Genomic DNA, 14,820 nt, shown 5'->3' on the forward strand with positions numbered 1-14,820 from the left:
CCGCATGAGCAGCACCGGAACGCCCCAGGGACCCGTCGGTCTCTCCGCCGCCGAGCTCGCCCGCCGGCTCGCCGCCGGCGAGATCACCTCCGTCGACGCCGTCCAGGCCCACCTGGACCGCATCCGGGAGACCGACGGCGAGCCCGTCGACCCCGCCGACCGCAGCCGCGGCCGGACCGGGCTCAACGCCTTCCTGCACGTCAACACCGAGGAAGCCCTGTCCGTGGCCGCCGAGGTGGACGCCGCCCGCGCCCGCGGTGAGGAGCTGCCCGAGCTCGCCGGCGTGCCGATCGCGGTCAAGGACCTCATCGTCACCAAGGGGCAGCCCACCACCGCGGCGTCCCGCATGCTCGAGGGCTGGATGAGCCCCTACGACGCCACCGTGACCCGGCGGCTGCGCGCCGCCCGGATGCCGCTGCTGGGCAAGACGAACCTCGACGAGTTCGCGATGGGCTCCTCCAACGAGCACTCCGCCTTCGGCGACACCGCCAACCCGTGGGACCTGTCCCGCATCCCCGGCGGGTCCGGCGGCGGGTCCGCCGCCGCCGTGACCGCGTTCCAGGCGCCGCTGGCCCTGGGCACGGACACCGGCGGGTCCATCCGCCAGCCCGCGGCCCTGACCGGTTCGGTGGGCGTCAAGCCGACCTACGGCGGGGTCTCGCGCTACGGCGTGATCGCCATGGCCTCCTCGCTGGACCAGGTGGGCCCCGTGGCGCGCACGGTGCTCGACGCCGCGCTGCTGCACGAGGTGATCGGCGGGCACGACCCGCAGGACTCCACGTCCCTGCCCGACCCGGTCGGCGACCTCGCCGCCCAGGCCCGGGCCGGCGCCGCCGAGGGCGGGCTGGCGGGCCTGCGCGTGGGCGTGGTCAAGGAGCTCACGGGCGAGGGCTTCCAGCCCGGCGTCCAGCAGCGCTTCGAGGAGGCCGTGGAGCTGCTGCGCTCCGCGGGCGCCGAGGTCGTGGAGGTCTCCACCCCGAACTTCAAGTACGCCCTGGGGGCCTACTACCTCATCATGTCCTCCGAGGTCTCCTCGAACCTCGCCAAGTACGACGGCGTGCGCTTCGGCCACCGCGTGCTGCCCGAGGACGGGCCCCTGACCATCGAGCGCGTGATGGGCTCCACCCGCGCCGCCGGCTTCGGGGCCGAGGTCAAGCGCCGCATCATCCTGGGCACCTACGCGCTGTCCGCGGGCTACTACGACGCCTACTACGGCTCGGCGCAGAAGGTCCGCACCCTCGTGCAGCGCGACTTCGCGGCCGCGTTCGAGCAGGTGGACGTGCTGGTCTCCCCGACGTCCCCGACCACCGCGTTCGAGCGGGGCGCCGTGGACGAGTCCGCCGACCCCATGCAGATGTACCTCAACGACATCGCCACCATCCCCACCAACCTGGCCGGGGTCCCCGCGATCTCCGTCCCCGGCGGCCTCGCCCCCGAGGACGGGCTGCCCGTGGGCATCCAGTTCATGGCCCCCGCCCGCCAGGACGCCCGCCTCTACCGCGCCGGCGCCGGCCTGGAGGCCCTGCTCGAGCAGCGCTGGGGCGGACCGCTCTGGCAGCGGCTGCCGGACACCGCCGCCCTGGTCCGGGACCTGGCCGGCGGCCCCGCCGCGTCCGATCTGTCCGCACCCGTCCGGGGAGGAGCCCGCTGATGAACCGGAGCACCGAAGAGGTCCTGTCCTTCGACGAGGCCATGGAGAAGTACGACCCCGTGCTGGGCTTCGAGGTCCACGTGGAGCTCAACACCCGGACCAAGATGTTCGACGCCGCCCCCAACGTCTTCGGGGACGAGCCGAACACCAACGTCACCCCCGTCTCGCTCGGCCTGCCCGGGGTGCTCCCCGTGGTGAACCGGGTGGCCGTGGAGTCCGCGATCAAGCTCGGGCTCGCCCTGGGCTGCGAGATCCGCCCGGTCTCCCACTTCGCCCGGAAGAACTACTTCTACCCGGACACCCCCAAGAACTTCCAGACCTCCCAGTACGACGAGCCGATCGCCGAGAACGGCTCCGTCGACGTGGAGCTGGAGGACGGGACCGTGTTCACGGTCGAGATCGAGCGCGCCCACATGGAGGAGGACGCCGGGAAGCTCACGCACATGGGCGGCGCCGCCGGGCGCATCCAGGGCGCGGACTTCTCCCTGGTCGACTACAACCGCGCCGGCGTCCCGCTCATCGAGATCGTGACGAAGCCCATCGTGGGCGCCGGCACCCGCGCGCCCGAGCTGGCCCGCGTGTACGTGGCCCTGATCCGGGAGATCGTGAAGAACCTCGGGATCTCGGACGCGAAGATGGAGCGCGGCAACGTCCGCTGCGACGCCAACGTGTCCCTCATGCCCAAGGGCAGCGCCACGTTCGGCACCCGCTCCGAGACGAAGAACGTGAACTCGCTGCGCGCCGTGGAGCGTGCCGTGCGCTTCGAGATCCAGCGCCACGCGGCGGTCCTCGACTCCGGCGGCACGATCGTGCAGGAGACCCGGCACTGGCACGAGGACACCCGCTCCACCACGAGCGGGCGCCCCAAGTCGGACGCCGACGACTACCGCTACTTCCCGGAGCCCGACCTCGTGCCGGTCGTCACCGACCACGAGTGGATCGAGCGGCTGCGGGCCGAGCTGCCCGAGCCCCCGGCCGAGCGCCGGAAGCGGCTCAAGACCGACTGGGGCTTCTCCGACGAGGAGTTCCGGGACGTCGTCAACGCGGGGGTCCTCGACGAGATCGAGCAGACCGTGTCCGCCGGCGCCGCCCCGGCCGCGGCCCGCAAGTGGTGGATGGGCGAGATCGCCCGCCTGGCCAACCAGCGGGAGGTGGAGATCGCCGAGCTCGGCGTCACCCCGCAGCACGTCGTCGAGCTCAACGGGCTCATCGACGCCGGGAAGATCAACGACAAGCTCGCCAAGAAGGTCCTCGCCCACGTCCTGGAGGGCGAGGGCTCGCCCGCGGAGGTCGTGGAGCGGCGCGGCCTGGCCGTGGTCTCCGACGACTCCGTGCTGACCGCGGCGATCGACGACGCCATGGTGCAGATGCCCGACGTCGTGGCGAAGGTGCAGGCCGGCAAGGTCCAGGCCGTCGGCGCCCTCATCGGCCCCGTCATGAAGGCCACCCGCGGCCAGGCCGACGCGGGCCGGGTGCGCGAGCTGATCCTGGAGAAGCTCGGCGTGCAGGGCTGACCGCCGCCCGCGCCCGCGCAGGACTGCGTGCGCGGAACACCGAGGGGTCGCCTCCTGTGGGAATCCGCAAAGGATTCCGGCAGGACGCGACCCCTCGCTGCGCGGCGGGGTCCAGACGCGACCCCTCGTTGCGGGGCGTGCGAGCATGGGCGCATGGACCCTGCGTGCGACGTGCTCATCATCGGCGGCGGCATCGCCGGACTGTCCCTGGCCTCGGAACTGGCCGAGCGGCGGGGGAGCGGAGCCGGGATCGTGCTCGCGGAGACCGAGCCCGTCCTGGCCCACCACACCTCCGGGCGCTCGGCCGAGCAGCTGATCCCCAGCTACGGCCCGGCCCCCGTCCGGGAGCTGACCGGGGCGACCGTGGCCCGGCTGCTCGACCCGCACCCGGCCCCGCCCCGGCCCCTGGCCTGGCCCAGCCGCATGGTCCTCGTCGGGACCGAGGCCCGGCTGGGCGCCGAGGCCGCCCCGGGGACGCAACCGCTGTCCCGGGCGGAGCTCGTGGAGCTGTGCCCCGAGCTGGCCTGCTCCCCGGCGGACGCGGTCGAGGCCGGCCGCCTCGACAGCACCTCCGTGCGCACCGACGCCGCCGCGCTCGTGGCCTGGCACCGCGACCGGGCCGCGGCGGCGGGCGCCCGGCTGCTCACCGGCGCCCCGGTGACCGCGGCCGAGCCCGACGGCGCCGGCTGGCGGGTCACGGCCGGTCCGCACCGGCTGCGCGCCCGGCAGGTGGTCGTCGGCGCAGGCGCCTGGGCGGACGAGGTGGCGGGCCTGTTCGGCGCGGCCCCGCTGGGCCTGCGCCCGCTGCGGCGCACCGCGGCCCTCGTGCGGCTCGCGAAGCCGCTGGCCCCGGACCACCCCATGGTCGTCGCCGCGGACTCCGGCTGGTACTACCGGCGGGCCGGGAACGGCGCGCTCGTCTCCCCGTCCGAGGCCGTGCCGAGCGAGCCCTGCGACGCGCAGCCGGTGCTCGAGGACGTCGAGGACCTCCTGGGGCGGCTCAACACCGTGACCTCCCTCGGCGCCACGGGGATCGAGCGGGCCTGGACCGGTCTGCGCACCGAGGCCCCGGACGGCGTGCCCGTGTGCGGCGCCGACGCTGACGTCCCGGGGCTCCTGTGGCTGGCCGGCCAGGGTGGCTACGGGTTCCAGACCAGCGCCGCCATGGCCCGGGCGGCCGCGGACGTCCTCCTGGACGGGACGGTGGGCCCGTGGTGCTCCCGGGAGACGGCCGCCGCCCTGGACCCGGGCCGCTTCCGGCGCTGAGCCCCCGGGGGCCGGCGCGGCGGGCGCCGTCGACCGCCGTGCCGTCGGGCGCCGTGCCGCTCGGCCGCGGGGGTCGGCGGGGCAGACCGCGCGCGGGACCCGCCGGCCCGGGTCAGGCGCCGGCGAGGCCCATCCGGTCCAGCACCCAGGCGTACTCCCAGGCCGTGTCCTTCCACTGCGAGTACCGCCCCGAGGCGCCGCCGTGGCCCCCGGCCATCTCGCAGCGCAGCAGCACCGGCTCGCCGGAGGTCGAGGCCTCCCGCAGCGCGGCGACCCACTTGGCGGGCTCCACGTAGAGCACCCGGGTGTCGTTGAGGCTCGTGACCGCGAGGACCGGGGGGTAGGGCAGCGGCCGGACGTTCTCGTAGGGGGAGTAGTCGCGCATGTACCCGTAGACGTGCGCGTCCTCGATGGGGTTGCCCCACTCCTCCCACTCCAGGGCCGTGAGCGGCAGGGACGGGTCGAGGATGGAGGTCAGCGGGTCCACGAACGGCACCGCCGCCAGCGCGCCGCAGTACCGCTCCGGGGCGAGGTTGAGCACCGCGCCCACCAGCAGGCCGCCGGCGGAGCCCCCCATCACCAGGATCCGCCGCTCGTCGACGTCCGGACGGGCGGCGAGGTGCTCGGTGACCGCCACGTAGTCGGTGAACGTGTTCGTCTTGTGCAGCTTCTTGCCGTGCTCGTACCAGGTCCGCCCCAGCTCCCCGCCGCCGCGCACGTGGGCCACGGCCCAGACCACGCCGCGGTCCAGCAGGGACAGCCGGGAGACCGAGAACGCGGGGTCGGTGCTGTGCTCGTAGGAGCCGTAGGCGTACTGCAGCACCGGTGCCGGCACGGAGGGGTCGAGGTCGGCGCGGCGGACCAGGGAGACGGGGATGCGGGTCCCGTCCGCCGCGGTGGCCCAGTCCCGCTCCACCGCGTAGTCGGCGGGGTCGTAGCCGCCGAGCACCGTGGCCTCGCGCCGCAGCAGCGGCTCGGCGGGCAGTGCGCCGTCGCCCCCGGTGGCGCCCGCCACGAAGAGGTCGTAGACGCGCGGGGGCGTCGTGAAGGACGTGTAGGACAGGCGCACCACGGGGGCGTCGTGCTCCGCGGCGGAGACGCTCGCGGTGTAGAGCTCCTCGGCGAAGGCCGGTTCCACGGGGGCGGCCTGGGCGTCAGTGCCCAGCCCGGCGAGCGGGAGCAGCCGGACCCGCAGCGTGGTGTCCGCCCGGACGGAGACCACCAGGTGCGTGGCCGTCACGGCGCAGCCGTTGACGCGGACGGTGTCCGAGGCCGGCACGACGTCGCGCAGGGCCACCTCCGCGACCGGGCGGCCGAGGTCGGCCGGGTCCATGAGGGAGATCCGGGAGTTCGGGGCCTCGTGGTCGTGGGTCAGCAGGATCTGCTCCCGCCCGTCCAGCAGCAGGGGCTCCGCCTCGTAGAGCACCCGGTCGGTGCGGGGCAGCACCACCCGCAGCGGCGCCGCCGGGTCCGCGACCGGCTGGATGAGCTGCTCCGAGAACTCGGAGCACATGGCCTCCACCACGATCCAGCGCCGGTCCGCGGACAGGCCCGCCCCGAGCCACAGGCCGGGGTCGGTCTCCTCGTGGACGACGACGTCCTCGGCCACCGGGGTGCCCAGCTCGTGCCGGCGCAGCTGGTGGGGGCGCCAGGACTCGTCCACCACCGTGTAGTACACGGCGCGCGCGTCCGGGGTGAGGAAGGACCCGTAGAACGTCCCGGGGATCTCGTCGGCGAGCAGCGCCCCCGTGGTGAGGTCCCGGACCCGCAGGGTGAAGCGCTCGTCGCCGGTGACGTCCTCGGCCCAGGCCAGCAGCTCCCCGTCCTCGGAGACGTCGAAGCTGCCCAGGGAGTAGAACTCGTGCTTCGCGGCCTCCGCGTTGGCGTCGAGGAGCACCTGCTCCCCGGCCATGGGGGTGCCGGGCTCGACGACGGGCGGGGTCCAGTCCGCGAGCACGTCACCGGTGGTCACGGCCGGGACCCGGCAGAACACCTGGTGCGCGCCGCCCTCCACGGTGCGGGCGAAGTACCACCAGGCGCCGCGCCGGCTGGGCACGGACAGGTCGGTCTCCTGGGTGCGGTCCTTGATCTCCCCGAAGATCGTCTCCCGCAGGCCCGTGAGGTGGGCGGTGGCGGACTCCGCGTACTCGTTCTCCGCGGTGAGGTGGGCCAGCACCTCGGGGGAGTCCTTGTCCCGCATCCACTCGTACGGGTCGGAGAACACGTGGCCGTGGAAGGCGCGCTCGACGGGCTGCTGGCGGATCTGCGGGGGAAGGACAGTCATGGTCCCCATCCTAGGGAAGACGTCATGGGTGGGGAGGGGGCGGTCCGGTCGGGCCCGGGGGCGCCCGGCGCGGGCTGCGCAGGGCGGCCGGCGGGCCGGTGCCAGAATGGCCGCATGAGCACCCCCGCCCACCTCGCCCCGCGACCGCCCGCCTTCGGCTCCACCCGCGCCGACCTGTGGCTGCAAGTGCTCCTCGTGCTCGGGGTGTCCCTGGGCGCCTCGGCCCTCTGGGCCGCGCTGTCCCTCGCCGAGCACCTGGCGCGCGGACCGCTGTCCGAGGCGCAGGCCACGATGAACCCGCCGCTGAGCCCGCAGCCCCTCATCGACCTGCTGCGCCAGCTCACCGGGATCGCCCTGGACCTGGTGCCGGTGCTGCTCGCGCTCTACCTGCTCGCCGGCTCCGCCGGAGCGCTGGGCACCGTCCGCCGGCGGATCGGCCTCGACGCCCGGATGCCCCTCCCGGACCTGGGCCTCGGCACCGTGCTCTTCCTGCTCATGGGCCTGGGCACGCTGGCGCTCTACGGCGCCGGCCGGGCCCTGGGCGTCACCGCGGAGGTGACCACGTCCGGGCTCGCCGCGCACTGGTGGACGGTGCCCGTGCTGCTGCTCTCGGCCGTGCGCCACGCCCTGGTCGAGGAGGTCGTGGTGGTCGCGTTCCTGACCGACCGGCTGACCCGCATCGGGTGGAGCTGGCCCGTGGTGCTGGTGGTCACGGCCCTGTTCCGCGGCAGCTACCACCTCTACCAGGGGATCGGGCCCTTCCTCGGCAACGTGGTGATGGGCCTCGTCTTCGCGGAGCTCTACCGGCGCACCGGCCGGGTGATGCCCCTCGTCGTCGCGCACTTCCTGCTGGACGCCGTCGGCTTCCTCGGGGCAGCCCGGCTGCTGGGCTGAGCCCGCCCCGCGGTGCCCGGCCTCAGATGGTGACGGCGCCGTCCGGGGTGCTGAACGAGACGGAGAGCACCCCGGGGGTGCCGTCCGGATAGCGCCAGTCGACCTCGAGGTCCTCGAGCGCGGTCTCGACGGGAGCGCCCAGCCACTCGGCGACCCGTTCCGGGGCACCGGCGATGGTCATTCCCGCGAGCCCGACGTCCGTGATCCGCGCCTGGGACGGGTGCATCTCCGGGGCGGAGTCGAAGTGGATCATGAACGGCAGCTGCGGATCGGCGATCAGGCCCTTGACGCCGATCTGGTGCCACTCCAGGCACCGGCCGTCCGGGAACACCCGGTGGCCGGGCACGGAGCGGCGCCCCAGGCGCTGCTCGAAGGGGGCGAGGTCCTCGACCTCCACGACCCAGCCCAGCCAGCCGCCGCCGGCGGCGGACCGGGCCCGCACGGCCTGCCCGAAGGGGGCCTTCTCCGCCGCCGGGTGCTGGAGGACCTCGACGACCTCCACGTACTGGTGGTTCGTGAGCGGCAGGATCATGTTGCGGGTGCCGAAACGGGGGTGCACCCCGCCCTTGACCGGTTCGATCCCAAGCTGGTCGGCGATGCGCTCGGTGGTGGCCTCCAGGCCCTCCGGGCGGCAGGCGTAGGACACGTGATCGACTCTCATGGGCACATCGTGGCACCCTGTGAGTTTCGTCTCCAAATCGGTCCGCGACGCGCCGGGCACCGTGCGGGCGGCACCCCTGCCGCAGCGTCACGCCCGGCCCCGGCTTGACGCCGTGCGGGCCTGATCCGGAGAATGCTGTCCAGGTCATGAGCGCCAGCGTCCAAGCCCCAGCTAGCTGGCCGGCAACCCTCCACCGCGGTGGGGTGCCCTGGGTGAAGACCAGGCTCCTCGCGACCAGCGAGCGAGCAAGCGCGGGTCCCCGGCGCCCGGCCGTTCCCGGCCGCACCGCCTCGGCCGGGACGGGACCCCTGAGATCCACAAGGAGTCCCACGGCATGTCCGATCTCCCCGCTTCCCGCACCGACGCCTCCGCCGCCCGCACCGACGCGGCCGAGCGCCCCACCCCCGAGAACCCCGGGGGCTGGGCCTTCGAGACCCGGCAGATCCACGCGGGGCAGAGCCCCGACCCGGTCACCGGCTCGCGCGCCCTGCCGATCCACCAGACCACGTCCTTCGTCTTCCCCGACGCCCAGGCCGCCGCCGACCGCTTCGCGCTCGCCGAGCTCGGCCCGATCTACACGCGGATCGGCAACCCGACCACGGAGGTCGTGGAGAACCGGATCGCCGCCCTGGAGGGCGGCGTGGGCGCCCTCATGCTCAGCGCGGGGCAGTCGGCGACGACGTTCGCCGTGCTCAACGTCGCCGGCGCGGGGGACCACCTCGTGGCCAGCCCCAGCCTGTACGGCGGGACCTACAACCTCTTCAAGTTCACGCTGCCCAAGCTCGGCATCGAGACCACCTTCGTCTCCGACCCCGACGACCCCGAGGCGTGGCGGCGGGCGGTCCGGCCGAACACGAAGGCCTTCTTCGCCGAGACGATCCCGAACCCGCGCAACGACGTCCTCGACATCGAGACGGTCTCCGGGATCGCCCACGACCACGAGGTCCCGCTCATCGTGGACAACACCGTGGCGACCCCCTACCTCGTCCAGCCCCTGCGCTGGGGCGCGGACGTCGTGGTGCACTCGGCCACCAAGTTCCTCGGCGGGCACGGCACGGCCATCGGCGGCGTGATCGTGGACTCCGGGGCCTTCGACTACGGCCGCTACCCGGACCGCTTCCCCGGTTTCAACCAGCCGGACGAGTCCTACGGCGGTCTCGTCTACGCCGAGGCCCTGGGCGCGGAGGGGCCCTTCGGCGTCAACCTGTCCTACATCCTCAAGGCCAGGGTGCAGCTGCTGCGCGACCTCGGCTCGGCGATCTCCCCGTTCAACGCGTTCCTCATCGAGCAGGGCATCGAGACGCTGTCCCTGCGGATGGAGCGGCACGTGGCCAACGCCGGGACGGTGGCCCGCTGGCTCGAGGCCCGCGAGGACGTGCGCTCGGTGACCTGGGCCGGGCTGGAGTCCTCCCCGTGGCACGGGCGGGCGCAGAAGTACGCGCCCCGGGGCGCCGGGTCGATCCTGGGCTTTGTCCTCGACGGCGGACGGGAGGCCGGGGCCGCCTTCGTGGACGCCCTGACCCTGCACTCGAACGTCGCCAACATCGGCGACGTCCGCTCCCTGGTGATCCACCCCGCGTCCACCACGCACAGCCAGCTCCTGCCCGAGGAGCAGCTGGCCGCCGGCGTGGAGCCCGGCTTCGTGCGCTTGTCCGTGGGTCTGGAGCACATCGACGACATCCTGGCGGACCTGGAGCAGGGCTTCGCAGCGGCCGCGGCCGCGCAGGGAGGACAGGAGTGACCGTGACGGTCGTGAGGGGCTCCGGCGCCGGGACCGCCGTCCGCGAGGACGGCGTGCCGCGGGTCGCCGGGATCGGCGAGCTGGAGCTCGAGTCGGGCTTCCGGCTGCCCGACGTCCGGATCGCCTACGAGACGTGGGGGACGCTCGCCCCGGACGCCTCCAACGCGGTGCTCGTCGAGCACGCCCTCACCGGGGACACCCACGTGGCGGCCGGCCGGGCCCGCCCCGGCGCCCCCGAGGCCGAGCGGCGCGCCGCCGAGAGCGGCGGCTGGTGGGAGGGCCTGATCGGCCCCGGCGCCGCCATCGACACGGACCGGTGGTTCGTGGTCTGCACCAACATCGTGGGCGGCTGCTACGGGTCCACGGGCCCGGCGACCCCCGCGCCGCCGAGCGTGGACCCCGAGGGCCGCCCCTGGGGCTCCCGCTTCCCGCTCATCACCGTCCGGGACTCCGTGCACGCCGAGGCGGCGCTGGCCGACGCCCTCGGCATCGACGCCTGGCGCCTGGTCATCGGCGGCTCCATGGGCGGGGCCCGCGCCCTGGAGTGGGCCGTGACCCACCCGGACCGGGTCCGGGCGTGCGCGGTGGTCGCCGCGTGCGCCCAGTCCAGCGCCGAGCAGCTCGCGTGGGGCCAGGCGCAGAACCTCGCGATCCGCCAGGACCCGCACTTCCGCGGCGGGGACTACTACGACGGCCCGCCGCCCGTCACGGGCCTGGGCCTGGCCCGGCGGATCGCCCACATCACCTACCGCTCGGCCGACGAGCTGCACCACCGGTTCGGGCGCTCGCCGCAGGCCGAGGAGCAGGTCATCGACACGCACGCCGGCGGGCGGGGGCGCTACCAGGTGGAGAGCTACCTCGACCACCAGGCGTCCAAGCTGGCAGGCCGCTTCGACGCCAACAGCTACCTCGCCGTCAACGAGACGCTCATGTCCCACGACGTCGCCCGGGGCCGCGGCACGCTCGAGGAGGCGCTGTCCGTGACCTCGTGCGAGTGGCTCGTGGCGGCGGTGGACTCCGACCGGCTCTACCTGCCCCGCGAGTCCGACGTCCTGGCCGCCGCGCTGCCGGGGGACGTCCGGCGGCACACCCTGACCTCGCCCTCGGGCCACGACGGCTTCCTCATCGAGGCGCCCCAGCTCGGCAAGCTGCTCGTGGAGACCGTGCTGCCCGAGCGCTGAGCCGGGACGGAGCCCTCCGCCGCGCGCGCCCCGGGCGCCGTGCGCGGCCCGGTCCCCGCGCCGCGGCCCCGGGGACCGGGTGGCACACTGGTGCCATGACCGACGCCACCGTCCCGACCGGGACCGCCACCCCCTTCGCCGTGTGGAGCAGGGACGCCGACGCCCGCCCCGGCACCCCGCTGCTCGTGCTCCTGCACGGCTACGGCTCGCACGAGCAGGACCTCATGGGTCTCGTCCCGGCCCTGCCGGGCGAGTTCAGCGTGGCGTCCGTGCGCGCCCCCCAGCCCGCCGGGTCCGGCTACCAGTGGTTCCCGCTGGCCGCGGACCTCAGCTTCTCCCTCGACCGGGTGGCCGAGGCCGTGGAGCCCGTCGCGGCGTGGCTGCGGGAGCTGGCCGCGGACCACCCCAGCACCACGCTGCTGGGGTTCTCGCAGGGCATGGCCATGGCCACGTCCCTCGCCCGGCACATGCCGGGAGAGATCGCCGCCGTGGTGGGGCTCTCCGGCTTCGTGGTCCCCGGCGAGCACCCCCTGTTCGCCGACGAGGAGCTGCGGGAGCGGCCGCTGCGGATGTTCTGGGGCCGTGATCCGCAGGACCCGGTCATCCCGCAGGAGCTCGTCGACTCCACTGCCGAGTGGGCGCTGGAGCACGCCGACGTCATGAAGGTGCACTACACCGGGGTCGGCCACGGGATCAGCCCGCAGGAGGTGGGGCACGTGCGCGAGTACCTCACCCACGTGGTGCTGGGGGACCCGGACCGCGCGGTCAGCCGCCCGCGGTGATCCGCACCGAGGCGCCCCCGGCGGAGACGACGTCCCCCGGGTGCAGCTGCCGGCCGCGCCGCGTCTCGACCTCGCCGTTGACCGAGACCTGACCGTCCTCCACCAGGCCCCGGGCGTGCGCCCCGTCCTCGGCGAGGTTCGCCAGCTTGAGGGCCTGGCCCAGCCGGATCATGTCGTCGCGGATGGGCAGTTCGTCGGGGCCGCCAGGCTGCTGGGGAGTCGTCATGCCCCCATTGTCCCAGGTCCCGTCCGGTCGTCGGGCACGGCGGGAATTGGCTACCCTGGGACGAGGACGTCGCCCGCGGCGTCCTCGTTCGTGACGGCCGACGACGGCCGGTCCCCGCCCGGCGCACCGCCGGGCCACACCACCCACCACGCGCGTCCGCAGCCGGCGGTCGGGCGAGACCCTGGAGGAATCCCACATGGCCCCCAAGTCCACGCTGGACAACGTCATCTCGCTGGCCAAGCGCCGCGGTTTCGTGTTCCAGGCGGGTGAGATCTACGGCGGTTCCCGCTCCGCCTGGGACTACGGGCCCCTCGGCGCGGAGCTCAAGGAGAACATCAAGCACGAGTGGTGGCAGACCTTCGTGCGCGGGCGCGAGGACATGGTGGGCCTCGACTCCTCGATCATCCTCCCGAAGGCCGTGTGGGAGGCCTCGGGTCACGTGGCGACCTTCACGGACCCGCTCGTGGAGTGCACCTCCTGCCACAAGCGCGCCCGCCAGGACCACCTGGTCGAGGCCTTCGAGGAGAAGAAGGGCCGCGCCCCCGAGAACGGCATGGCCGAGATCCCCTGCCCCAACTGCGGGACCAAGGGCCAGTGGACCGATCCGCAGCAGTTCTCCGGGCTGCTCAAGACGTTCCTCGGCCCGGTCGACAACCAGGAGGGCCTGCACTACCTGCGGCCCGAGACCGCCCAGGGCATCTTCGTGAACTTCAACAACGTGGTCACCGCCGCCCGGAAGAAGCCGCCGTTCGGCATCGGGCAGATCGGCAAGGCGTTCCGCAACGAGATCACCCCGGGCAACTTCATCTTCCGCACGCGCGAGTTCGAGCAGATGGAGATCGAGTACTTCACCCACCCGTCCGAGGCCGGGCACTTCTTCGACGAGTGGGTCGAGGCGTGCTGGAACTGGTTCACGGACCTGGGCATCGACCCGGACCACATGCGCCGCTACGACGTCCCCGAGGACGACCGGGCGCACTACTCCGCCGGCACCATCGACATCGAGTACCGGTTCGGCTTCCAGGGCAACCCGTGGGGCGAGCTCATGGGCGTGGCCAACCGGACCGACTACGACCTCGGCGTGCACAACGAGCACTCCAACACGGACCTCAGCTACTTCGACCAGCAGACCAACGAGCGCTACGTCCCGTACGTGATCGAGCCGTCCTTCGGCCTGACCCGGTCGATGATGGCCTTCCTCGTGGACGCGTACACCGAGGACGAGGCGCCCAACTCGAAGGGCGGGGTGGACAAGCGCACGGTCCTCAAGCTGGACCCGCGCCTGGCCCCGGTCAAGGCCGCGGTGCTGCCGCTGTCCCGCAACGAGGACCTCTCGCCGAAGGCCAAGGACCTGGCCGCCGAGCTGCGCCGGAACTGGAACATCGACTTCGACGACTCGGGGGCGATCGGGCGCCGCTACCGCCGCCAGGACGAGATCGGCACCCCGTTCTGCATCACGGTGGACTTCGACACCCTCGAGGACCAGGCCGTGACCATCCGCGAGCGGGACGCGATGACCCAGGAGCGCGTGGCCCTCGACCAGGTGAAGTCCTACCTCGCCGGGAAGCTCGTCCGCTGATGAGCGGCGCGCTGACCGGCTCCGGGCTGCGGCCCTGGCGGGACGGGGACGACCTGCGGCTGCTCGAGGTGTGGCCCGACCCGGAGACGCCCCAGGCCGCCGCCTTCCGGGCGACCCTGCGCCCCGACGACGACGCCCCGTGGTCCCGCACGGTCGTGGCGGAGGACTCCGGCGTGCCGGTCGCCGCCGGCACGGTCTACGAGTCGGCGCTGCACCCCTCGAGGCTGTGGGCCTACGTGGAGGTCGCCCCCGACCGCCGCGGCGAAGGGCTCGGGCGGGCCCTGCTGGAGCGGCTGCGCACCGAGGCGGCGGGCTCGCCCTCGGGCGTGCAGGCCCTGCGCACGAAGGCGGCGCCCGGCTCGGCCGGCGAGCGCTTTGCCCGGGCCGCCGGCCTGGACCCCGTCCAGGACTCGCGCGTGGTCCGGGTGGCGGCCGGGGCCCTGCCCCTCCAGCCGCTGCGGGAGCACCCCGACGGGACACCGGCGCAGGCCGTCGAGGACCTGGCCACCGGCTCGGTCGAGCTGACCCGGGCGCTGTGGGCGTTCTACCGGGCCGTGCACGCCTGGGACGAGCCGGCGGACCTGTCCGTGGGACGGGTCAACCAGCTGTTCCTCTCCGACGCCGCGCACGCCTTCGGGGCGCTCGTGCTGCGCAACGGCGTGGGCCCGGGGGAGCGGGGCAGGATCTCCGCGTTCGCCGTGAGCTACCGGCCCGTCGAGCTCGACGCCGCCCCCGGCGCCCCCGCCCCTGAGGACGGGCCGGACGAGCCCGCCCACGTCGTGCTCGGCTGGACGCCGGGGGACGCCGCGGCAGGTCCCGCGCTCGAGCAGCTGCTCGCGCTGCTGGCCCACCACCACCCCGTGCAGTTCCAGGTGGACGGGTCGATGGAGCCGCTGACCGCCGTCGTCGACAACCTCCTGGCGGCCGGCGCCGCCACGGTCGTGGAGACCTCCGTCGTCCTCGCGGAGGCCGGGGACTGAGCGCACGGGCCGAGCACCGGCACGCGGGAGGCCCCGGCACCTCGAGGTGCCGGGGCCTCCC

12 protein-coding genes and 1 riboswitch are annotated in these 14,820 nt (G+C 74.1%); of the genes, 9 read left to right on the forward strand and 3 right to left on the reverse strand.

Going from position 1 to position 14,820, the window contains the following annotated elements:
• Positions 1-4: 4 nt before the first annotated feature.
• The 3 genes from gatA (at position 5) to CK505_RS13135 (ending at position 4,431) form a co-directional block, all read left to right on the forward strand.
• Positions 5-1,651 carry an Asp-tRNA(Asn)/Glu-tRNA(Gln) amidotransferase subunit GatA gene (gene gatA, locus CK505_RS13125; RefSeq protein ID WP_035926412.1) on the forward strand — a complete coding sequence of 549 codons (1,647 nt, stop codon included), beginning with the start codon at positions 5-7 and terminating at the stop codon, positions 1,649-1,651.
• Positions 1,651-3,165, forward strand: coding sequence for an Asp-tRNA(Asn)/Glu-tRNA(Gln) amidotransferase subunit GatB (gatB, locus tag CK505_RS13130; protein WP_095651350.1), 1,515 nt, complete (start codon positions 1,651-1,653; stop codon positions 3,163-3,165). The genes gatA and gatB overlap by 1 nt, the downstream gene beginning before the upstream one ends.
• A 153-nt stretch (positions 3,166-3,318) precedes the next feature.
• On the forward strand, positions 3,319-4,431 hold the full coding sequence (locus CK505_RS13135; protein WP_095651351.1) for an FAD-binding oxidoreductase: 1,113 nt from the start codon (positions 3,319-3,321) through the stop codon (positions 4,429-4,431).
• Between the two features lie 112 nt (positions 4,432-4,543).
• Here the strand turns inward: CK505_RS13135 and CK505_RS13140 are convergent, their stop codons facing one another.
• Complete coding sequence (locus CK505_RS13140; RefSeq protein WP_095651352.1) at positions 4,544-6,715, reverse strand: S9 family peptidase; 2,172 nt, start codon at positions 6,713-6,715, stop codon at positions 4,544-4,546.
• Between the two features lie 114 nt (positions 6,716-6,829).
• On the opposite strand from CK505_RS13140, the gene CK505_RS13145 reads away from it, so the two are divergent.
• Positions 6,830-7,609: a CPBP family intramembrane glutamic endopeptidase gene (locus CK505_RS13145; RefSeq protein WP_095651353.1), complete on the forward strand. Its 780-nt coding sequence runs from the start codon at positions 6,830-6,832 to the stop codon at positions 7,607-7,609.
• Between the two features lie 22 nt (positions 7,610-7,631).
• On the opposite strand, the gene CK505_RS13150 is transcribed toward CK505_RS13145, so the two are convergent.
• A complete protein-coding gene (locus tag CK505_RS13150) occupies positions 7,632-8,270 on the reverse strand; it encodes a VOC family protein (protein ID WP_031283179.1) in 639 nt (212 codons plus the stop codon).
• Between the two features lie 142 nt (positions 8,271-8,412).
• Positions 8,413-8,528: riboswitch (SAM riboswitch) on the forward strand.
• A gap of 76 nt (positions 8,529-8,604) precedes the next feature.
• On the opposite strand from CK505_RS13150, the gene CK505_RS13155 reads away from it, so the two are divergent.
• From CK505_RS13155 to CK505_RS13165, 3 genes are all read left to right on the forward strand, one after another.
• Entirely contained in the window at positions 8,605-10,011 is a 1,407-nt protein-coding gene (locus CK505_RS13155) for a bifunctional o-acetylhomoserine/o-acetylserine sulfhydrylase (RefSeq protein WP_095651354.1), read from the forward strand.
• An 11-nt stretch (positions 10,012-10,022) separates the two neighbouring features.
• Positions 10,023-11,192 carry a homoserine O-acetyltransferase gene (locus CK505_RS13160; RefSeq protein ID WP_237740447.1) on the forward strand — a complete coding sequence of 390 codons (1,170 nt, stop codon included), beginning with the start codon at positions 10,023-10,025 and terminating at the stop codon, positions 11,190-11,192.
• A 95-nt stretch (positions 11,193-11,287) separates the two neighbouring features.
• The gene (locus tag CK505_RS13165; protein WP_095651355.1) at positions 11,288-11,974 is read left to right on the forward strand and encodes an alpha/beta hydrolase; all 687 of its coding nucleotides are present in this window, start codon (positions 11,288-11,290) and stop codon (positions 11,972-11,974) included.
• On the opposite strand, the gene CK505_RS13170 is transcribed toward CK505_RS13165, so the two are convergent.
• Positions 11,958-12,200 carry an RNA-binding S4 domain-containing protein gene (locus tag CK505_RS13170; RefSeq protein WP_035926391.1) on the reverse strand — a complete coding sequence of 81 codons (243 nt, stop codon included), beginning with the start codon at positions 12,198-12,200 and terminating at the stop codon, positions 11,958-11,960. The genes CK505_RS13165 and CK505_RS13170 overlap by 17 nt on opposite strands.
• A 196-nt stretch (positions 12,201-12,396) precedes the next feature.
• Here CK505_RS13170 and CK505_RS13175 point away from each other — a divergent pair, with 196 nt between their 5' ends.
• Both CK505_RS13175 and CK505_RS13180 read left to right on the forward strand, forming a co-directional pair.
• Positions 12,397-13,779, forward strand: a complete 1,383-nt coding sequence (locus CK505_RS13175) for a glycine--tRNA ligase (RefSeq protein WP_017833819.1) — start codon at positions 12,397-12,399, stop codon at positions 13,777-13,779.
• The gene (locus CK505_RS13180) at positions 13,779-14,759 is read left to right on the forward strand and encodes a GNAT family N-acetyltransferase (protein ID WP_095651356.1); all 981 of its coding nucleotides are present in this window, start codon (positions 13,779-13,781) and stop codon (positions 14,757-14,759) included. Before CK505_RS13175 ends, CK505_RS13180 begins: the two co-directional genes overlap by 1 nt.
• The last annotated feature ends 61 nt before the right edge of the window (positions 14,760-14,820 follow it).

The sequence above is a fragment of the Kocuria sp. WN036 genome, assembly GCF_002287015.1.
GTDB classification, from domain to species: domain Bacteria; phylum Actinomycetota; class Actinomycetes; order Actinomycetales; family Micrococcaceae; genus Kocuria; species Kocuria rosea.